A 20,908-nucleotide genomic window follows, 5' to 3' on the forward strand; every position below is an offset into this window, starting at 1 on the left:
CATTCCGGACACTTTGTTAGAGATATAATGAGCAACACTAACGAGGTGAGAATGCGAAAAAAATCATTTACTCATGAGTTTAAACAGGAGTGCGTCAATCTGGTTCTTCAGCATAAGTACCCGGTGACCCAGGCTGCTGAAACAATGAATATTGGCCTTTCAACCTTACAACGCTGGCTAAGGCAGTATCGCGGAGAGATCCGCGGAAACACACCGATAGCCAGTGCTATAACACCGGAACAACGGCGAATACAAGAACTTGAAAAGCAGGTACGGCAGTTGCAGAGCGACAATGACCTGTTAAAAAAGGCTTCGGCCTTCTTCGCCATGGAAATGAACAACGACAAAAAGTCGCGGTGAAGCTGAAGAAGGTCGGTGCAAACATCCAACAGGTATGCCGCTGCCTGTCGCTTACGCGCAGTGTATTTTATGCCCGTAGTCGTCGGCTAATGATCAAGCCCGATGTTCTGATGTTGCACGCGGCGGCTAAGCATGTTCACGCGGAAATGGATGCCACATATGGCAGCCGGCGCATGTGAATCGAGTTATGGGAACAAGGTTTTAACGTGGGCAGATACCGCGTTCGGCAGATAATGAAAAACTTATTACTGATAGCTAAACGGCCTGGGCGTCATCGCTATCCATGCGGTGGAAAACCCGCTGTCGTGGCCGCTAATCTGTTGAACCGGCAGTTTAATCCAGAGACATTGAATACCTGGTGGTCAGGTGATATTACCTATCTGCGTACCGCTCAGGGCTGGTTATATCTGGCTATCGTGATGGACTTATGTTCAAGAGAAATAGTGAGTTGGGCCTTCTCAGACAAACCGGACAGCGACTTGACTGTCCGGGCCTTAAGGCTGGCCGTAAATAAACGACGACCCACAGGGTCAGTGGTGTTCCATAGCGATCAAGGGGCGCAATATACCAGCGCGCAGTTCCAATCCTGCCAGCAGGAGCTGGATGTTACAGGTAGCATGAGCCGAAAAGGTAACTGCCTGGATAATGCTGTTACGGAAAGGTTTTTCCGCAGCCTGAAAGCTGAGAGGGTTAACTATCGTCGTTATGAAACCCGAAGTCAGGGTATCGCTGATGTTATCGATTATATTGACAGTTTTTATAATCTGAAAAGGCGGCATTATCGGCTGGGAAATATATCGCCGGATGAATATGAACGCCGACTAGAGCAATGTGCCTAAATCCGTGTCCGGTTTTAGTTGACCGTTACAACCCCTCGCTAATCACTTCGAATACCGACCTTGTAAGATTTCCAGGCCCCGTCGTAGCCTGGACCTCAGGCAACTCTTTCGCTCTGCCCGCTTCTAGAGACACGGTGGCGTTCAACAACGCTCTTTCAACAATAGGATGACGGGGTGACGCGATCAGAGGAGTGGTATTGAAGTAGAAAATCCACCCAGGCTGATTGGCTCCAGGCTTTGTAAATATGGACGGATCCACCATTTGAGACGTTGCAACGTCGTAGCAAAACGGTTGAAGCTTCAACTGTCCATTGATGAAGAGTTGGTCAATAGGCGTTCCATGGTAGACATCATCGGCATCGATGTAGAATCCCCCTCCACGAACACGTACGAGTAACGAAAGTAGTCCGACATCATTGAAGGGTGGTAGCACCTGTTAAAAGCGTCCTCATAGCGAGTCCCTAAGCGGCTTCGAATGAAAGCACTCGCAGATTTCTTGTCGAACACTTCTAACTCAAACCCACTCCGTTCCAGTTGCTTCCAAGAATTCATGCAAGCTTTGACGTCTTCAGGCAGTCTCTGCAGATCATCCCAGAACTGCACAATGCGTTTTGGCGTGGGGGCGGACCACGTCGCCGAGCCGAGCGAAGATGTTTCACGCCGCTGTACCATGTCACGCACAAAGTCAGAGCGTGCACGATCCGCAGGTCCCAGCGGATCGGCCTCGGTAGCTTGATTCACTCCTGCTTCACTCATCTGCTATTTTCCTTTTTGTCTAGTGGTCAAATAATTTCGAATACCTGTTGAGCTGGTTTTTATGTCTGTAGCTGTTCATATGTAGGGAGGAACTGCTGAGGATTCAGTAACTAGCAAAATCGTCATAAAATTAAGGGTCAAGAATGACGACAATGATAGATGGGTGCAATGTATTCCTATTGTATACTGGGGAAATATTGTTAAATAAACATGGTAACCCTTGACCTGCCCCCGATATTAGATACAACCGTCAGTTGTAATGTCGGTCTGTTTACTTCCGAATTCTCCACCTTGCTGCAAACTCTGATGGCGTCTGATAATCCAGTGCTGAATATGGTCTGCATTCGTTATAGTCCTGCCGCCAGTCATTAATGATTTTCTTGGCGTGAATGGTGTCGCTGAACCAGTGCTCATTCAGACATTCATCATGAAAGCGCCCGTTAAAACTCTCGATAAACACATTCTGTGTCGGCGTGCCCGGCTGGATCAACTGAAACTGATGACACACAAGAAAGGGCGAATGGATGTGCCCAGACAAGACCCTGCCGGGTTATCTTCGGCAAAATATCATTACCGAAATCATGGCTACTTTTGCACAATATTTAACATTCACAGAGAAATTCTGTATTAAAGACGTATATCCCCATGCTGGTGAGACTGCGATCCGGGTGACCCGGTACCGTCGGTGGATCATTTGGCTTCTCCCAGAATGCGTTCACCTGCAGGTTTCGGCTACAGGTATTACTCCTTACGGGAATGGTATTCATCATATTAACAGCATTATGCAACCATCAACGGCTACAATAGTCCCTGTCGTCGGTGTCGCTATTTGTACGGAATCCGTAGTTCCTGGTTGTGCTACCGGTGCCAGTCACGAAACAGATATTGCATTGGTGGTGAAGTTTGTCATTGAGGTCGCCAAAGAGTTTGGCCGTGGGATCTGTAACTTCTATGATGCAGAAGAGTATGATCGATTAGTTGTCTTCTACGGCAGTATGAGCCATCTTCAATTGTTAAAATAACAGGGTGGTATTCCGTTTCATCCGGAGAGTAAAACGGCAGTGCAACTTATCGTTGGCTTCATAATGGCCTGGATCGTCCCTGAGCGGCTTTAGGTGCTGACGACAACATTATTCCAGGCCATTCATGGAACAGTACTCGACAGCTGTATACCCCCCTTGGGGCTGATGACAAAAAAACAAACCCACAACGCAAGGATGAGCACTGACATTGTGGGTTTTGGGGTACAGGTTATTTCGCAACAGATGAGACAGGCATGACTCCTCTGTGTTCCAGAGAGTCAATATAATCGGCATACCACTGCATCATTTCCCGCCGTTGCTCCAGATACAAAGCATGGTTATAGGTTCCCCGGATACTGTTTTTATCCGCATGTGCGAGCTGGAGTTCAATCCAGGCCGAGTTATAGCTCTGTTCATGCAAAATGGTACTCATGGTGTGACGAAAACCATGTCCTGTCGCTTTACCATCATAACCAATACGCTTTAGCACCATATTAATGCTGGCTTCGCTCATGGGCTTATTGACGTCGTTACGTCCAGGAAAAACCAGCCGATAGCTTCCAGTTACGTTCTGAAGTTCCCGCAGGATGGCAGTGACTTGCCGGGTCAGGGGAACGACATGTTTACGCCGCATTTTCATGCGACTTTCCGGTACTGTCCACAGAGCGTTGTCGAAATCAAACTCTTGCCATTCTGCTGCCCGCAATTCGACAGTGCGAACACCGGTCAATAAAAGCAGTCGAGTGGCGAGGCGGGTGAGGGGACTACCGTGATATTCAGCCAACTTCTGAAGGAACTCAGGAAGCTCTCTGGCGATTAGATGAGGGAAGTGCTCTGTTTTGGGGGGACTCAAGGCTCCGGCCAGTTCTGCCACAGGGTTCACCGTTGCCCGGCCAGTGGCAATGGCATAACGGAAAATCTGATTACAGAATTGCCGCACTTTACGCATTTTCTCCAGAGCACCGCGCTTTTCTATCAGGCGCAGCACCTGAAGCATCTCCAGCGGGAGGATCTCTGTGACAGGGCGTTTCCCTACATGTGGGAAGATATCCTTCTCAAGGGCCTCCAGGACGCTTTCTGCATAGCTTGCAGACCATGACGTACATTTGTAGGTATGCCATTCAGTAGCGAGGGTATGGAAGGTATTTTCTACTGTGAATTTTTTGGTTTGCTTCTCGCGCTGTTTTTGCTCGCTGGGGTCATGACCCTCGGCGAGGAGTTTTCGTGCTTCTTCACGTTTTAGTCTGGCCTCGGCCAATGAGATATCAGGGTAGACACCAATGGAGAGCTTTTTCTCTTTTCCTGATACACGGTATTTCATGCGCCAATATTTACGGCCGTTGGTGGTGACCAGCAGAAAAAGGCCGCGCTCATCAGTAAGTTTGTAATCTTTCTCTTTCGGCTTTGCAGTCTCGACTTGTCTGGCATTGAGTGGCATTTGGGGGCCCCTAAATCACATTGAACAAGATAAGCCCCCAGTTAAGCCCCCAAACATCACTTGATTGGTGTTGATGTAGGTTGACCTCAGTGGAACTTAAAATGGATTAATGTTGAGTATGATAGTGATTATAAAGGAGTTTACTTGAATTCAGAAGACGTGGGGAGAAGTGAAAGTGGTGCCCGGACTCGGAATCGAACCAAGGACACGGGGATTTTCAATCCCCTGCTCTACCGACTGAGCTATCCGGGCAACGGGGCGCATTAAACCGTATTGGGCGCTGATCGTCAACGAATTTATAGCTTAAAATCCCTAAAAGCGTGTTGATCGCTCTCTTTTCAGGCAAAAGTGCAAAGTTCTGCGCAAATTGGCCTGAAATCCTACCCTGGCACAGCTTAGCTTAATGCACCATTTTTTCGGCACTGGGCGACGGCCAATACATCTTCTGCCAGACATTTAGCGACGTCAACATCGGCCAGTTGGCGTTTTACCAGCAACTTGCTCAAGCAACCTTCCAAAATCAACTCCATTTGCTGGGCGACCATCTCGGCATCATCAGCCTCCATCTCTCTCAGCAATTCCAGAGTATAGTGCAGCGAGGCTTCTTTTTGTTGCTCTGCCAATTGGTGGATAGGGTGGATATCATCGGGATAAAAGCTACAGGCTGCAATAAACAAGCAGCCGGGATAGCGCTGATTTTGTACTTGTTCACTGAGCGCCTGATAGCGCGCCAGTAGCTTTTGTTTCGGCGATAATGTCTCATCCAACTGCAATTGACGCCGCCAGGTATCTATCTGCTGACCGTGGTAGCGCAGGCAGTCATATAGTAGTGCCTCGCGGTCGGGCCAAAAACGGGTTAGGTCACTGATTTCAACCGAGACCTCTTTTGCCAGCATCTCCAGAGTCGTATTTGCCAATCCTTGTAGCTCTAACAGATTGAGCGCACTGCTTAATACTTGTTCACGTTGCACGTTGCTCTCCTCCAACTTCGTCTCTGGCAAGTGTGGTTTACCTTGGCCTATTGCGCAAATAGTGCCAGCGGCAGAGAGTTCAAAACGGATTGACACTCTCCACCTGCCGACTCTGTACCTTATCACTACTGTGGCGAGATCTGGTGAACTCTTTAGTGGCTCATCGATAGCATCCTAAGTATTAGGTGATTTTACGCGGCCAGAGTCTGTGAAGCAGTCTGCATTGTATTGTGCATCTGCCTATAAGCATTCGCGAATAACTTATTATTCTTGTTCTTTTGCCCGATGGTTTATTGGAACGTAGTTTTTATAATGATTACCGTGAATTGTAGCGATACCGAATCGTACAGAAACAGGCACAAGATTAAGCCACAAAATGCGTGCTGTGTGCGCTGGCAACCTGAATTGCATAACGCCCTGCATCGAGCCTTCGTTTCAGGCCGGGCGTTCTATCATAAGGATCGAAAATGAGTCTCCCAAATTATCCTAATCAGTTCCGCCGCAACCTACAGCAAGGGCAAACCCTGATTGGCTGCTGGAGTGCGCTGGCAAATCATATCTCAGCGGAAGTTCTGGGTCTGGCGGGGTTTGATTGGTTGGTATTGGACGGTGAACACGCCCCGAATGATGTCACGACATTTATTCCGCAGCTTATGGCTCTGACAGGTAGCGGCAGCGCCCCCGTGGTACGCGCACCTTGCAATGAGCCAATTATTATCAAGCGCTTATTGGATATCGGTTTCTACAACTTCCTGATTCCTTTTGTTGAGAGTGAGGAGGAGGCGGTACGTGCGGTGGCTTCAACCCGCTATCCGCCCGCAGGGATACGCGGGGTTTCCGTCTCCCATCGTGGCAACCATTACGGCACTGTGCCGGACTACTTCGCTACCATCAATGACAACATTACCGTGCTGGTGCAAATCGAAAGTCAGCTAGGGGTCGACAATCTAGATGCTATCGCCGCAGTCGAGGGGGTGGATGGCATATTTGTCGGGCCGGGGGATCTCTCCGCTGCGCTGGGTTATTTGGGGCAGCCAAACCATCCCGAAGTACAAAAAGTGATTCGTCATATTTTTGACCGTGCCAAAGCGCAGGGTAAGCCGAGCGGTATTCTGGCCCCTGTTGATGCTGATGCCCGCCGCTATCTGGAGTGGGGCGCCACTTTTGTGGCGGTCGGCAGTGATTTGGGGGTATTCCGCAGTGCAACTCAGGCGCTGTGCGACAAATTTAAGAAATAGTAGTGAGTCTGTATCAAGCATTCAGCGCTGCCGTATTGACGGCCTTGCGACTTAAATTGAGGAGTGACAAATGAAAATCGGCTTTATTGGTTTAGGGATTATGGGAAAGCCAATGAGTAAAAATCTGTTGAAAGCAGGCTACTCATTAATGGTTCTTGATCGGAATTCTGCGGCACTGGATGAGCTGCTCAGTGCCGGTGCGACTGCGGCGGCCACCCCAAAAGCGCTAGCAGCAGAGTGCGACATTATTATCACCATGTTGCCTAACTCCCCCCATGTGAAAGAGGTGGTGTTAGGTGAGAATGGCGTGATTGAAGGGGCAAAACCGGGGGCTGTGCTGATTGATATGAGTTCGATTGCCCCTTTGGTTAGCCGTGAAATCAGCGAAGCACTGGAGGTAAAACAGGTCGCCATGTTAGATGCGCCGGTCAGTGGTGGCGAGCCAAAAGCTATTGATGGCACCTTGTCCGTAATGGTCGGCGGCGATAAAGCGGTGTTCGATAAGTGCTTCGACATCATGAAAGCTATGGGTGGCTCTGTGGTGCATACCGGAGATATCGGTGCTGGTAATGTGACCAAACTGGCTAATCAGGTGGTGGTGGCGCTGAATATTGCGGCGATGTCTGAAGCGCTGGTCTTGGCGACCAAAGCGGGCGTGAATCCTGATCTGGTGTTTCAGGCCATTCGTGGTGGGCTGGCGGGCAGTACCGTACTGGAAGCCAAAGCGCCAATGGTGATGGATCGTAACTTCAAACCGGGCTTCCGCATTGATTTACATATCAAAGACTTGGCTAATGCTCTCGACACGTCTCACGGCGTAGGGGCGCAATTGCCACTGACTGCGGCCGTCATGGAGATGATGCAGGCACTGAAAGCGGATGGGTTGGGTGATGCCGACCACAGCGCGTTGGCCTGTTATTACGAGAAATTGGCCAAGGTTGAAGTGACACGTTAGTTGTTGAAGTGACACGTTAATCAGTGATGTCGGCACTCTCAGGTGCCGACCATTGAGTAGCAAAGCTATACTGATAAGCATCCCGATATCCTGAACGGCTGATTGATAAAGTCTGAGCCTGCGTGATGTCGGATAGCTCATGAGATTGAATCATTTATGAAAATAGTCATCGCCCCGGACTCTTATAAAGAAAGTTTATCCGCGCTAGAGGTTGCGGTGCAGATTGAAGCGGGTTTTCGCACCCAGTTTCCTGACGCGCACTATATCAAGTTGCCGGTTGCTGATGGTGGCGAAGGCACAGTAGAAGCCATGGTCGCGGCGACTGCTGGCAGAATTATCAAGGTCGATGTGACCGGCCCGTTAGGGGATAACGTCGATGCTTTTTACGGTATCTCCGGTGATGAAAAGTGCGCATTTATTGAAATGGCCGCCGCCAGCGGGCTGGAGCTTGTCCCCATCGCACAGCGTAATCCACTGAAAACCACCTCCTATGGCACGGGTGAACTGATTTTGCACGCGCTGAATCAGGGGGTGAAACATATCATTATCGGTATCGGTGGCAGCGCAACCAATGATGGTGGCGCAGGTATGGCGCAGGCGCTGGGGGTTAAGCTGCTGAATAAGCAGGGCCAGCCGCTGGGGTTGGGGGGCGATAAACTGGCTGATCTGGATGTGATTGATATCACCGCCCTCGACCCCCGTATTCAGCAGTGCCAAATTGATGTCGCCTGTGATGTCACTAATCCGCTAACCGGCAGCGAAGGGGCCTCGGCAGTTTTCGGGCCGCAAAAAGGCGCGACACCAGACATGATCGCCCAACTGGATGAGGGGTTATTGCACTATGCTGGCGTGATAAAACGTTATCTGGATATTGACGTTGATCAGGTTGAAGGGGCGGGTGCGGCAGGGGGATTAGGTGCGGCACTGCTCGCATTTTGTGGGGCGACCTTAAGTCCTGGCATCAATATTGTGACGGATGCGCTCGGTCTGGACGCACTGGTGCGGGACGCCACTTTTGTGATTACTGGCGAAGGGCGCATCGACAGCCAAACCATTCACGGCAAGGTTCCTATTGGGGTCGCCAGAGTGGCTAAACGTTATAACAAACCGGTGATTGGGATTGCCGGTAGCCTGACAGACGATGTGGATGTGGTGTATGAGCAGGGTCTGGATGCGGTATTCAGTGTGATTTACAGTATTTGCACTTTAGAGCAGGCGCTGGATAATGCCGCCGATAATGTGTTCCGAACCGCACGGAATATCGCCGCGACACTGGCGATAGGTATGGCGGCGGGCAAAGCCTAATTTGCAGGTGATCAGGGCTGACGATGGATTGGCCCCGATCTCCTGTCTGACCGCCCCTATTTCCCACAACACCCCGCTTGTATTCGCCATTTTTGTGACCCTCGCCGCAACTCTTTCTCTTCATGATGTAAGTTGGGCATTTGTCCAATGTAATCCCTCGTCAGACCTCATATGCTGGTGCATCAGCCCAGATTGAGGCCCTTCCATGAGTGTATATAATCTTGACCCCCGACTAGCCCAAGAGATCGTCACCCGTACCATGAAGATCATTGATACCAATATCAATGTAATGGATGGCAAAGGGCGGATCATTGGCAGCGGCGATGAAGAGCGCCTCGGCGAGCTGCATGAAGGGGCGCTATTGTCGCTCTCTCATGGCCGGATCGTCGATATTGATGACGCGGTGGCTCGCCAGTTGCACGGCGTGAGGCCGGGGATCAACCTGCCGTTGCGCCTTGAGGGGGAGATCGTCGGGGTGATTGGTTTGACTGGCAATCCGGGCCAACTGCGCCAATATGGCGAACTGGTCTGCATGGCCGCAGAGATGATGATGGAGCAGGCGCGGCTAGTGCATCTGCTGGCGCAAGACAGCCGTTTACGTGAAGAGCTGGTACTCAACCTAATTCGTACTGAAGAGATATCACCCGCGCTGATTGAATGGGCGCAGCGGCTTGGGGTAGATATCAATGAGCCGCGGGTGGTGGCGGTGGTGGATGTGGACAGCGGCCAGTTGAGTGTCGACAGCGCCATGTCGGAGTTGCAGGAGCTGCAAACCCTGCTGACGACGCCGGAGCGCAACAACCTGATCGCGATTGTCTCCCTGACTGAAATGGTGGTGCTGAAACCGGCGCTGAACAGTCATGGCCGCTGGGATGCTATTGACCATCGGCGGCGGATGGAGTTGTTACTCTCCCGCATGACGGAGCGAGGCCGCCTGCGGGTGCGGCTCTCATTGGGGAACTTTTTTACTGGCCCCGGCAGCATCGCCCGCTCATACCGAACAGCCCGCACCACGATGGCGGTGGGCAAACAGCGGTTGCCGGAGCAACGTAGCTATTACTATCAGGATTTGGTGCTGCCGGTTCTGCTGGACAGTCTGCGCGGCGGCTGGCAAGCCAATGAGCTGGCGTTGCCGTTAGCCAAATTGCGGGCAATGGACAGCAATGGCCTGCTGCGCCGGACGTTAGCCTGTTGGTTTCGCCACAATGTACAGCCGACGGCGACGGCAAAAGCGCTTTTCATTCACCGTAACACCTTGGAATATCGACTGAATCGTATTTCGGAGCTGACAGGGCTGGATTTGGCGAACTTTGATGACCGTCTGTTGCTGTATGTGGCCTTGCAGTTGGGGGAACAGGAGTAGCGGGGTGAGCAAAAGTCGTGGGGTGAACAAACAAGGCCGAGTCAGTGACTCGGCCAAGAGCAGTGCAGAAAGTCGCGGTGCAGAGAGTGTTAGGTCACCGGCGCGGGGTTAAACACCGCCAAGGCATTGCGCAGCCCCCACTGATCTGACCACGTGCGCTTGCGATCACTGGCAATATCCAGAATCAATTCAAATAATTTCTGGCCGACCTCTTCAATGGTTGCATCACCAGTGGCAATGGTTCCGGCGTCGATATCCATCAAATCATGCCAGCGGTTAGCCAGATCAGTGCGCGTCGCCATTTTGATCACCGGCACTGCCGCTAGCCCATAGGGGGTGCCGCGCCCGGTGGTAAATACCTGCACGGTAATGCCAGAGGCCAATTGTTGGGTGCCGCAGACAAAATCACTGGCGGGTGTGGCGGCAAAGATCAGCCCCCGCTGAGTTGGGCGCTGACCGGGAGAGAGCACTTCCGCAATGGCGCTGCGGCCCGATTTGGCAATTGAACCCAGTGCTTTCTCAACCACATTTGCCAGCCCGCCCTTTTTATTCCCCGGAGAAGGGTTAGCGCTGCGGTCAGTTTTACCGGTTTCGAGATAGTCATCGTACCATTTCATCTCTTCGAGCAGCCGTCTGCCTACCTCTTCGTTGACGGCGCGCGGTGTTAACAAATGGATGGCATCGCGGACTTCGGTCACTTCCGAGAACATGACTGTCGCCCCGCAGCGCACCAGCAAGTCAGAGGCGTAGCCCACCGCAGGGTTAGCGGTCACACCAGAGAAAGCATCACTGCCGCCACATTGCATGCCCACCACCAGATCAGCGGCCGGGCAGGTCTCGCGCTGGCGCAGGTTCAGGCGTTGCAGGTGCTTTTCAGCCACTTGCAGGATCTCATCGACCATTGAGCGGAAGCCCACGTGTTTCTCATCCTGTAGGCGCACAATATTGCTCTCATCCAGTGAGATAACCTGCACATCCGGCGTCCCTTCCAGTAGGCGTTCAGGTTGCAGCTTTTCACAGCCGAGGCCCACCACCATGACTTCCCCGCCAAAATTGGGATTGAGTGCCAGGTTGTGAATGGTGCGAATGGGCACAACCGCTGCGGGGGCATTGATGGCAACCCCGCAGCCATAAAGGTGATTGAGCGCGACCACGCCGTCGACATTTGGGTATTTCGCCAGCAGCGTGCGCTCAATGATATTGACTACATAATCGACGACGCCCGCCACACAATGGACGCTGGTGGTAATGGCGAGCAGGTTTTTGGTGCCGACACTGCCGTCCGCGTTGCGGTAGCCCTCAAAGGTGTAACCCTCCAGTGGCGGCAATGGGGCGGGGACGGCGGTGGCAAGGGGCAAAGTTTCCAGCGCGGGGGCGGCAGGTAACTCGACCAGTGATTCATCTATCCAGCCACCACGGGCAATATCGCGGACTGCCAAGCCAATCACCTCGGCATAGCGGATAATCGGCCCGCCTTGAGGGATATCGACCAAGGCGACTTTATGGCCTTGTGGGACATGCTCAATCAGTTCGAGGCCACATTTAAACCGGGTGCCAGCACAAAGCCCATTGTTATTCACCACAATGGCAACGTTATCCGCGTCCTGTACTTTAATATAAAGCGGGTTATCTACAGGACGATTACAAGTGCTCATAATATTATCCTTATAATATTTATATCGATAATATAACTGTTATTCTTCTCAATACAGCCATTATTTATCTTGAATACTATTCGTCTTAAATTCTATTTTTATGCCATTAGGAAGTTTTTAATTCCAGTCGCTTAATATCACCGACAATAAATAAGTAGCAGAACATCGCCATTAGGGCAGAACAACCCACAAAGATTAATGCGGCATTAAAGGAGTGTAACTCTCTCACCAAGTAGCCGATAACCAAAGGGGTGACGATAGAAGCGACATTACCAAAGACGTTAAACATTCCCCCGCACAGGCCAACAATCTCTTTAGGTGCGGTATCGGCAATGACCGGCCAACCCAAGGCACCGAAACCTTTGCCAAAGAAGGCTAATGCCATTAATGCCACGACCACAACGTCACTGTCGACGTAGTTACACAGAATAATACTGGATGCCAATAGCATCCCTAACACGATAGGGAGTTTACGGGCGAAGGTCAGTGAATGGCCGCGCTTAATGAGTGAGTCTGAGAATACGCCGCCTAATACACCCCCGGCAAATCCACATAAGGCGGGAACTGAGGCCACCATACCCACTTTTAAAATAGACATTCCTTTATCTTGCACCAGATAAATAGGGAACCAGGTGAGGAAGAACCAGGTAATGGTATTAATAAAGTATTGCCCGAAGAAGACGCCCAACATCATTCGACTGGATAACAATTGCTTCATGTAATCTAATTTAGGACCACTTTTATGACCATCAGGTTTCTTGTGATCCATATCAACAACGGCACCGCCTTGTTTGATGTATTCAAGCTCTGAAGCGGACATATCAGGGTGATCCGTTGGGTTATGAATAAATTTAACCCAAGCGATGGTTAATACAAAACCCAACCCGCCCATGACGGTAAATACATGCTGCCAGCCCCAAGCAAAGGTTAAATACCCTAACAGTGGAGAGAATATAGCCAGTGAGAAGTATTGTGCAGAGTTAAATATGGCTGATGCGGTGCCCCTCTCTTTCGTCGGGAACCAAGCCGCGACAATTCTGGCGTTAGCCGGGAAAGAGGGTGCCTCAGAAAAACCTAACATAAAGCGCATGATAAACATGGAGATAGCAGCGTAAGCTATCGGGAACATGTCAACAAAGCCTTGCATAAAGGTGAAGAGTGACCAGAAGAATAAACTGTAGGTGTAGACACGTTTGGAGCCGTAGCGGTCTAGCAACCAGCCGCCTGGTATTTGCATCAGCAGATAAGCCCAACCGAATGCAGAGAAGATATAGCCCATTGCCACGGCATCTAATTGCAGCTCTTTTGCTACTTCGGTGCCCGCAATAGATAATGTTGCCCGGTCAGCATAGTTAATTGCCGTCACAATAAAGATAATCAATAATATTATATATCGGACGTGGGTCCGTTTTTCAGGTACAGCGGCTTCCAGACTCATTTTTATACCCTCTATAAATCATTTTTTAGGTTGCCGCATTTATGTTCGTTATGAATCAGATGCAATAACCTATTTTTTATTTGGTGTCATATAAGTGCAAAATTTAATTATCAAAATGTCTTCATTAGCGCTGTGGACATTATATGGAGATGGGCAATAAATCGCATTGTGCATCGGCCCAAAAAAATGTGGGTAAATCATTTAATTGTTGTGTGGCTGTACAGCACAATGGGCTTAACATCACAATTCATCTTGATTTTAATAAAATCCGGTTGATATCTGGAATTAAAGTGATCTAGATCACTCTTTAATCAGTGAAACTACGAGATTAATTAAAGGGTCAGTTCATCCTGAACCAATTAATCCCCTTTATAAAAAAGAATAAACGGGGTAATCGCCTATTTTGAATCTCTTCCTCCTGGATTTAATTCTTTTTCATTAGGGCGTTTGCCAATTTAATTAACCAAAAATATCAGCATTAACCCAATTCTTTTGCATCAAAAATTAATTGTAATAATATCGCATTATAGCCACTATGTTTGTAAGGTTAATGAATTGATAGAGTTGTGAAACGTTGTTGCAAATAATAACTATTTATCCGGCAATAGTATGACTTCTGGGAAAATAAGATGAATCCATTTATTGTTGCTGACGCCGAGAGCTGTATTGGGTGTCGGAGTTGTGAAGTTGCTTGTGTGGTGGCACATCATGAGGGCAAATTCCCTGATAAACCGGAATACTTCACGCCCCGGCTTAAGGTGTTTAAGGGCCGGCAAGATTTCAATGACCCGCAGAGTGTTAATGGCACATTGAGTGCGACGGCAGTTTTTTGCCATCACTGCGAAGACGCCCCCTGTGCCAGCACTTGTCCCAATGGGGCCATTGTTGAGATGAATAATAGTATTCAGGTTATTCAGGAAAAATGTATCGGCTGTAAAACCTGCATGATTGCCTGCCCATTTGGCATGATGACGGTGGTGACTGAGACCGTCCAGCCCGCCAGCCATCGTCTGGCCGATGCTTATCAGCGCACTGAGGCACAGAAATGCGACCTTTGTATTGACCAGCCTGATGGCCCCGCCTGCATCAAAACCTGCCCAACTCAGGCGCTGACACTGGTCGATCAGCACTATCTGCTGAACCAGCAGCGGCTAAAACGTCAGCGCACGGCACTGAATGAGCACAATGGCCGCCTGTTTAGCAGCGCCACTTCTGCCGGTGTGACGCACTCTTTCAGCCCGCTAAGCAAAAATATCCGCGATGCTGCCCCCGTCAATTTGTTGCAGCGCCCACGCACCCCAAGGTGGGAGCCGAAAAAGATTCCACTGGCGGAACGGAAAAGCAGCTTTGCTGAAATCTATCTGCCGTTCACCGACGGTCAGATCAATGAGCAAGCGGAGCGCTGCTTGAATTGTGGCGATAAAACTATCTGCCAGTGGACTTGCCCGCTACATAACGAGATTCCAAAATGGATTGCTTTGGCCCATCAGGGACGCATCCATGAAGCGGCAGAATTATCCCATCAAACCAGCAGCTTGCCAGAGATCTGTGGCCGCGTATGTCCACAAGATCGCCTGTGTGAGCAGGCTTGCACACTCAATGACCATGACGGTGCCGTCACCATTGGTCAGATTGAGCGGCATATCACGGAAACCGCATTAGCCACGGGCTGGCGGCCCGATATGTCGCAGGTCAAACCGACAGGCAAGCGGGTGGCGATTATCGGCGCAGGGCCTGCGGGCCTAGGTTGTGCAGATATTTTGGTGCGCAATGGCATCACGCCCGTGGTGTTTGACCGCTATCCCGAAATCGGCGGTTTACTGACCTTTGGTATCCCCGCATTCAAATTAGAAAAAGGGGTGATGAGCCGCCGGCGTGAGATCTTCAGCGAGATGGGGGTCGAGTTTTGCCTGAATACCGAGATTGGTCGCGATATCACGATGGAGAGTTTGCTCAGTGATTATGACGCGCTCTTTCTGGGGGTCGGCACCTACCGCTCGATGCGCTCTGGGCTGGAAAATGAAGATGCCTCAGGGGTTTACGATGCCCTGCCATTCCTGATTGGTAATACCCAACATCTGATGGGCTATACCGCCAGCAGCGCTCACCCCTATGTCAGCATGGAAAACCAGCGGGTGGTGGTATTAGGTGGCGGTGATACGGCGATGGATTGTGTGCGCACCTCATTGCGTCATGGAGCCGCGAATGTCATTTGCGCCTATCGTCGCGATGAAAAGAACATGCCAGGTTCCAAGCGCGAGGTCAAAAATGCGCGCGAAGAGGGAGCTGATTTTATGTTTAATCTCCAACCGCAACGGATTGAGGTCGATGAACAGGGGCAGGTGACGGGTATCAAAATGGTGCGTACCGAAATGGGTCAGGCGGATGCCAAAGGGCGGCGGCAGGCGCAGGCTATCGCCGGTTCCGAACATATTATTCCTGCCGATGCGGTGATCATGGCATTTGGTTTCAGCCCACACCGCATGTCGTGGCTGGCCGAGCACAATGTGGTGCTGGATAAACAGGGGCGGGTGGTTGCGCCGACCATCTCAGGCTATCCGTATCAAACCAGTAATCCCAAGATCTTTGCTGGGGGGGACATCGTGCGCGGTGCGGACCTGATTGTGACTGCCATTGCCGAGGGGCGCAAAGCGGCCGAAAGCATTGCTTATTATCTTCATGTTTTGTAAGTGATTAATGTTTTTTAGCTGGTGGCCAGGAGAGAAGATGAACCGATTTGTTATTGCCGATATGACCCAGTGCATTGGCTGCCGCACCTGTGAAATCGCCTGTGTGGTGGCCCACAGCGCGGATAATAGGGCCAGCACCCTTACGCCGGAACAGTTTCACCCGCGTCTGAGCGTGATGAAAAGTTTTGCGGTCAGCACCCCGATTCTCTGCCATCAATGCGAGGATGCCCCCTGTGAGAACTCTTGCCCAAATGGGGCGATTGTTACTGGCGAGCATGGGGTGCAGGTGTTGGCTTCGCACTGTATCGGCTGCAAAACCTGCATGTTGGTCTGCCCATTTGGGGCGATGAATATCATTGAGCAGGCGAATAATCACAGCCCCGAGCGGGCGCACAAGTGTGATTTGTGTCATACGCGGGAGGCAGGCCCGGCCTGTATTGAGGTTTGCCCTACCAAAGCACTGAAACTGGTGACGCCGATGGCCTTGGAAACACTACAGCGGGAGCGGCAATGGCGAGCGGCTCGTGGCGCGACATCAGGTATCACCCGCTAAATTTTATGGTCATAAGCTCCTGTGGTCATAAGTTTCTGTGGCCATAAGTAAGGATAAGAAAATGGACAAGATCCTCACGGTCTGCCCCTATTGTGGCTCCGGATGTAAATTGAATTTATTGGTTGAAGGCGGCGAAATTGTTGGCGCACAGCCCGCCAATGGCGTTACTAATCAAGGCGAGTTGTGCTTGAAGGGCTACTATGGCTGGGATTTTCTCAATGATACCCGCCTGCTAACCCCACGGCTGACAGCCCCCTTATTGCGCCGTCAGCGGGGCGAGGCGTTTCAGCGCGTGAGCTGGCAAGAAGCCATTGCTTTCATCACGGCTAAACTGAAAACCATCAAAAAAGAGAGTGGGCCAGATGCCATCATGATGACTGGCTCCTCCCGAGGGCCGGGGAATGAGGCCAATTATGTGATGCAAAAGTTTGCCCGCGCCGCCATCGGCACCAACAATATCGACTGCTGCGCCCGCTTATGTCACGGCCCCTCGGTGGCGGGATTGCAGCAAACGCTGGGTAATGGCGCGATGAGCAACTCCATCGGCGAAATCGAAAATACTGACTGCGTATTGGTCTTTGGCTATAACGCCGCCGACTCTCACCCGATCGTCGCACGGCGGATCTTAAAGGCCAAAAGCAAGGGGGCGAAACTGATCGTCTGTGATCCACGGCACATTGAAACCGCCCGCATTGCCGATCAATGGCTACCGCTGAACAATGGCGCGAATATGGCTTTGGTAAATGCCTTCATTTACGTGCTGATTGAAGAGAAACTCTACGACGATAATTATGTTCGTGCCCATACTCGCGGCTTTGAGGAGCTGAAAGCGGGCGTGGCGGATTACCGCCCAGAGGCGGTCGAGCAGATCACCGGATTACCTGCATCAGCGGTTCGTCTGGCGATGCGCACCTATGCCGCCGCCCCGGCTGCCACCATTTTATGGGGCATGGGGGTGACACAATGGGGGCAGGCGGTGGATGTGGTGAAAGGGCTATCTTCGCTGGCGCTATTAACTGGCAATCTCGGGCGGCCCAATGTGGGTGTCGGGCCGGTGCGCGGCCAGAATAATGTGCAGGGGGCCTGTGATATGGGCGTCTTGCCCAATACCTTCCCCGGTTATGAGAAAGTCACTGACGATGCGGCCAGAGGGCGTTTTGCGGCGGCTTGGGGGGTGCCTGAGTTGCCCGCCCATGTGGGCTACTCGATTACCGATGTCCCCCATAAAGTGGCGGATGGCAAGCTGAAAGCCTATTACGTCTTTGGCGAAGATCCAATTCAGACTGAGCCGGATTTGGCCGCCATGCGCGCCGCTTTTGCGGCATTAGAACTGGTGGTGGTGCAGGATATTTTTATGACCAAAACCGCCGAGTTGGCAGATGTGGTGCTGCCCGCGACATCGTGGGGCGAGCATGAAGGGGTCTATACCAGCGCGGATCGTGGTTTCCAGCACTTTAACAAAGCCATTGAACCGAAAGGGGATGTGAAGCCGGATTGGGAGATAATCAGTCTCATCTCCACGGCGATGGGCTATCCGATGGCTTACCAGAATACCCAGCAAATCTGGGATGAGATGCGCAACCTGTGCCCGCCATTTTATGGCGCGACCTACGAAAAAATGGCCGGTTTGGGCTATGTACAATGGCCCTGTCCGAGTGAGGATCACCCCGGCACGCCTTATCTCTATACTGATAGCCAGTTTGCGACCGAGGATGGCAAAGGTGTGCTGAGCTGTGCGCCATGGCAGCCGCCCCATGAGCAGACTGACCGCGATTATCCGCTGGCACTCTGTACCGTGCGCGAAGTGGGGCACTATAGCTGCCGCTCCATGACCGGTAACTGCGCCACCCTGAAAATTTTGGCTGATGAGCCGGGTTATGTTCAGATTCACCCTGATGATGCCAGTCAGTTAGGTGTTATTGATCAAGCACTTATCTGGATTTCTTCCCGACGCGGCAAGGTGATTGCGCGCGCCAGTGTGACGGAGAGGGCTAATCGCGGCGCAGTGTACATGACCTATCAGTGGTGGATTGGTGCCTGTAATGAGCTGACGGTGGATCATGTTGATCCGGTGTCAAAAACACCGGAATTCAAACACTGTGCGGTCAAGGTGGAGGCTATCGGCGATCAAAGTGCGGCCGAGCAGTATGTCGAGCAGCAATATCACCTGCTGAAAAAACGGCTACTCGATGCGGCGATGGTCCAGTAACGGCAGAGCTGTCACTACTGGGCTAAACGGGTTACCGCTGCTGGTTTTGTAGATGCTGCAAGAACTGCGCGGCATCCATAAAACCGGTCACTCTGGCGGCGGTTATCTCGTTCCCCTGTGCATCGAAAAACAGGATGGTCGGTAAGCCCAATACATTTAGTTTTTTCAACATCGCGGCCTGTTCGGTGCTGTTGGCTGTCACGTCAGCCTGGAGCAGCACAGTATCGGCTAGCTGGCGCTGAACTTTGTCATCACTGAAAGTGTATTTTTCAAACTCTTTGCAGGCGACACACCAGTCGGCGTACAAGTCCAGCATCACCGGCTGACCTTTTGCTTGGGCTAATGCCGCCTGTAACTGAGGTAAATCGGCCACTGACTTAAAACCTAAGTGCTTAATTTCACTCTGTTGTATGTGATTACCGAAAGCCCAATCCTGTAGCGGACGGGCGGCTACCAGCAAGGCCGCCAGCAGCAGCAATTGGAAGGCTCGCGCCCATCCTGAGTGGGCTTTCAGACTCAAGACAAAGGCCCAACCGAAGAAGGCAATCGCCAGCAAGCTCCATAAACGTAAGCCCCAAACATCGCCTAGCACTCTTTCCAGCAAGAACACCGGCAGCGCCAGAATCACGAAACCGAAAGCTTCTTTGACGTACTGCATCCACGGGCCACTGCGCGGCAGCAGCTTGTTGCCGAACAGCGTCACAATCACCAGTGGAATACCCATTCCTAAAGCATATAAATATAGCGTCCCACCACCGGCCAGCATATTACCGCTTTGCGCGATATAGAGCAGGATGGCGCTCAGCGGGGCAGTGGTGCAGGGTGAGCAAATCAGGCCCGCCAGTGCGCCCATAGCAAAAACGCCTGCCAGTGAGCCGCCGCGTTGGCTGCTACTCCACTGTACCAATCGGGTTTGCAGTGACGAGGGCAGTTGCAGCGAATAGAGGCCAAACATGGAGAGCGCCAGCAACACGAACAACGCCGATAGCCCAATCAGCACATAAGGGTGTTGTAGCGCGGCTTGAAATTGTAAGCCCGCCGCTGCCACCACTAAGCCGAGCAAGGTGTAAGTCAGCGCCATCCCTTGCACATACACCACTGCCAACAGCAATATCCGCCGCTGACTGTGGGGCTTTTCACGCCCGAGAATAATAGCTGAAATCAGCGGGTACATCGGCAAGACACAAGGGGTAAAAGCAATACCAATACCAATGAGTAGCGCCCACAAAGGGGAGAATGGCAACTCAGCTGGCGCTGGAGTTGCAGGGGCGGTGATTGGCGGCGCAGTGACTGCGGATGAACCGGCAGTAATAGCGGAGAGTGGAACCACCCGTGTTTCCGGGGGGTAGCAGAAACCCGCTTCGGCGCAGCCCTGATAAGTCACACTGACACTGGCGTGCTCACCGGCTTGTGTAATGGGTATTGTCAGTATTAACTGTTGTTTGAAAATAGCGACTTCGCCATAGAACTCATCGTGATGCGCGATACCCTCCGGCAGAGTAAATACCCCGAGCGTGGCGTCTTGCGGCACAATTTTGATTTGCTGGCGATACAGATAATAATCAGGATGAACCTGCCAACTTAAGGTGAGCTGGTCACCCTGTTGGCGAAAATCAAAGGCAAACGCTTGATCGACCGGAATAAATCGGCTCTGGGCGCTTTTTTGGCCAAAAGCGGCATTATCACCAAACAGTGACGCTTGTGCGCTGTGCGGTGCGAGTAAAATGCTGCACAGCAGTAGAATCAGAGTAATGAAGCGTTGAGCCATGACAGGTAATCTTTATCTCCGTCCCGTACCGGCAGCACCAGTAATTCCGGTGTTTGGTAGGGGTGATGTTGTTTGATATAACTGAGAAGCGCTTGCTGATGGCCAGTATTGCTCTTGAACAAAAGCTGGACTTCATACTCTTGCTGGAGTTTACCTTCCCAGTAGTAAATTGAGGTCGCACCCGGCAACAATGTGGCGCAGGCGGCCAGTTTTTCACCCAGAACCTGCGCGGCTAAATCCTGCGCGCTGGCCTCATCAGGTGCGGTGCACAATACCACAATTGCATCACAATCAGACATTTTAACCTCATTGGTAGTGCTGTTCTATGGTGGCGTGGGAAGTTACGAG

Annotated in this window: 18 protein-coding genes, 1 tRNA gene and 2 pseudogenes; 11 read left to right on the top strand and 10 right to left on the bottom strand. The window is 51.5% G+C overall.

The annotated features are described in order from the left end of the window. The first annotated feature begins 27 nt into the window (after nt 1–27). From DXZ79_RS02080 to DXZ79_RS02085, 3 genes are read left to right on the top strand one after another with little or no spacing between them, the layout of a single operon-like run. Nucleotides 28–360, top strand: coding sequence for a transposase (locus DXZ79_RS02080; protein ID WP_019079176.1), 333 nt, complete (start codon nt 28–30; stop codon nt 358–360). Further along, nucleotides 357–539, top strand: a complete 183-nt coding sequence (locus DXZ79_RS20635; RefSeq protein ID WP_162928723.1) for a hypothetical protein — start codon at nt 357–359, stop codon at nt 537–539. Before DXZ79_RS02080 ends, DXZ79_RS20635 begins: the two co-directional genes overlap by 4 nt. A 54-nt stretch (nt 540–593) precedes the next feature. Beyond that, nucleotides 594–1,199: an IS3 family transposase gene (locus DXZ79_RS02085; protein ID WP_244942313.1), complete on the top strand. Its 606-nt coding sequence runs from the start codon at nt 594–596 to the stop codon at nt 1,197–1,199. 300 nt (nt 1,200–1,499) lie between these two features. Here the strand turns inward: DXZ79_RS02085 and DXZ79_RS20785 are convergent, their stop codons facing one another. From DXZ79_RS20785 to DXZ79_RS21365, 3 genes and pseudogenes are all read right to left on the bottom strand, one after another. Continuing rightward, a complete protein-coding gene (locus tag DXZ79_RS20785; protein ID WP_205572690.1) occupies nt 1,500–1,955 on the bottom strand; it encodes a glycosyltransferase family 32 protein in 456 nt (151 codons plus the stop codon). A 271-nt stretch (nt 1,956–2,226) separates the two neighbouring features. Next, nucleotides 2,227–2,454 (bottom strand): annotated as a pseudogene (locus tag DXZ79_RS02095) (integrase core domain-containing protein); the annotation flags it as partial. A gap of 103 nt (nt 2,455–2,557) precedes the next feature. Next, nucleotides 2,558–2,725, bottom strand: a complete 168-nt coding sequence (locus DXZ79_RS21365) for a sugar phosphate nucleotidyltransferase (protein ID WP_483409858.1) — start codon at nt 2,723–2,725, stop codon at nt 2,558–2,560. On the opposite strand from DXZ79_RS21365, the pseudogene DXZ79_RS20870 reads away from it, so the two are divergent. Beyond that, nucleotides 2,693–2,977: pseudogene (locus DXZ79_RS20870) on the top strand (DUF1177 family protein); the annotation flags it as partial. The gene DXZ79_RS21365 and the pseudogene DXZ79_RS20870 sit on opposite strands and share 33 nt — an antisense overlap. A gap of 229 nt (nt 2,978–3,206) precedes the next feature. Here DXZ79_RS20870 and DXZ79_RS02105 read toward each other — a convergent pair. The 3 genes from DXZ79_RS02105 to DXZ79_RS02115 all read right to left on the bottom strand — a co-directional run bounded on the left by DXZ79_RS02105 (nt 3,207) and on the right by DXZ79_RS02115 (nt 5,386). Further along, nucleotides 3,207–4,415, bottom strand: coding sequence for a tyrosine-type recombinase/integrase (locus DXZ79_RS02105; RefSeq protein WP_120011064.1), 1,209 nt, complete (start codon nt 4,413–4,415; stop codon nt 3,207–3,209). 176 nt (nt 4,416–4,591) lie between these two features. After that, nucleotides 4,592–4,667 (bottom strand) — tRNA-Phe (locus DXZ79_RS02110). 143 nt (nt 4,668–4,810) lie between these two features. After that, entirely contained in the window at nt 4,811–5,386 is a 576-nt protein-coding gene (locus DXZ79_RS02115; protein WP_038637015.1) for a transcriptional regulator, read from the bottom strand. A gap of 467 nt (nt 5,387–5,853) precedes the next feature. Here DXZ79_RS02115 and garL point away from each other — a divergent pair, with 467 nt between their 5' ends. The 4 genes from garL to DXZ79_RS02135 all read left to right on the top strand — a co-directional run bounded on the left by garL (nt 5,854) and on the right by DXZ79_RS02135 (nt 10,247). After that, on the top strand, nt 5,854–6,624 hold the full coding sequence (garL, locus tag DXZ79_RS02120) for a 2-dehydro-3-deoxyglucarate aldolase (RefSeq protein WP_038637013.1): 771 nt from the start codon (nt 5,854–5,856) through the stop codon (nt 6,622–6,624). Between the two features lie 70 nt (nt 6,625–6,694). Next, nucleotides 6,695–7,579, top strand: coding sequence for a 2-hydroxy-3-oxopropionate reductase (gene garR / locus DXZ79_RS02125; RefSeq protein WP_038637012.1), 885 nt, complete (start codon nt 6,695–6,697; stop codon nt 7,577–7,579). Nucleotides 7,580–7,735: 156 nt separating this feature from the next. After that, nucleotides 7,736–8,884 (top strand): glycerate kinase, encoded by a 1,149-nt coding sequence (locus DXZ79_RS02130; RefSeq protein ID WP_038637006.1) that lies wholly within the window; start codon nt 7,736–7,738, stop codon nt 8,882–8,884. 205 nt (nt 8,885–9,089) lie between these two features. Continuing rightward, nucleotides 9,090–10,247 carry a CdaR family transcriptional regulator gene (locus tag DXZ79_RS02135; RefSeq protein WP_038637004.1) on the top strand — a complete coding sequence of 386 codons (1,158 nt, stop codon included), beginning with the start codon at nt 9,090–9,092 and terminating at the stop codon, nt 10,245–10,247. Between the two features lie 89 nt (nt 10,248–10,336). Here the strand turns inward: DXZ79_RS02135 and garD are convergent, their stop codons facing one another. Both garD and DXZ79_RS02145 read right to left on the bottom strand, forming a co-directional pair. Continuing rightward, nucleotides 10,337–11,902, bottom strand: a complete 1,566-nt coding sequence (gene garD / locus DXZ79_RS02140) for a galactarate dehydratase (protein ID WP_050291538.1) — start codon at nt 11,900–11,902, stop codon at nt 10,337–10,339. Nucleotides 11,903–12,008: 106 nt separating this feature from the next. Further along, nucleotides 12,009–13,340: an MFS transporter gene (locus DXZ79_RS02145; RefSeq protein WP_050291539.1), complete on the bottom strand. Its 1,332-nt coding sequence runs from the start codon at nt 13,338–13,340 to the stop codon at nt 12,009–12,011. A gap of 629 nt (nt 13,341–13,969) precedes the next feature. On the opposite strand from DXZ79_RS02145, the gene aegA reads away from it, so the two are divergent. From aegA to fdhF, 3 genes are all read left to right on the top strand, one after another. Next, nucleotides 13,970–16,030 (top strand): formate-dependent uric acid utilization protein AegA, encoded by a 2,061-nt coding sequence (gene aegA, locus DXZ79_RS02150; RefSeq protein WP_038636999.1) that lies wholly within the window; start codon nt 13,970–13,972, stop codon nt 16,028–16,030. 37 nt (nt 16,031–16,067) lie between these two features. Further along, entirely contained in the window at nt 16,068–16,583 is a 516-nt protein-coding gene (locus tag DXZ79_RS02155) for a 4Fe-4S binding protein (protein WP_038636997.1), read from the top strand. A 61-nt stretch (nt 16,584–16,644) separates the two neighbouring features. Continuing rightward, nucleotides 16,645–18,792, top strand: coding sequence for a formate dehydrogenase subunit alpha (gene fdhF, locus DXZ79_RS02160; protein ID WP_038636995.1), 2,148 nt, complete (start codon nt 16,645–16,647; stop codon nt 18,790–18,792). Nucleotides 18,793–18,823: 31 nt separating this feature from the next. On the opposite strand, the gene DXZ79_RS02165 is transcribed toward fdhF, so the two are convergent. Then, nucleotides 18,824–20,560, bottom strand: a complete 1,737-nt coding sequence (locus DXZ79_RS02165) for a protein-disulfide reductase DsbD (RefSeq protein ID WP_038636993.1) — start codon at nt 20,558–20,560, stop codon at nt 18,824–18,826. Then, on the bottom strand, nt 20,536–20,859 hold the full coding sequence (gene cutA, locus DXZ79_RS02170) for a divalent cation tolerance protein CutA (protein WP_004391819.1): 324 nt from the start codon (nt 20,857–20,859) through the stop codon (nt 20,536–20,538). The genes DXZ79_RS02165 and cutA overlap by 25 nt, the downstream gene beginning before the upstream one ends. Between the last annotated feature and the right edge of the window lie 49 nt (nt 20,860–20,908).

Source organism: Yersinia rochesterensis (assembly GCF_003600645.1).
GTDB classification, from domain to species: Bacteria; Pseudomonadota; Gammaproteobacteria; order Enterobacterales; family Enterobacteriaceae; genus Yersinia; species Yersinia rochesterensis.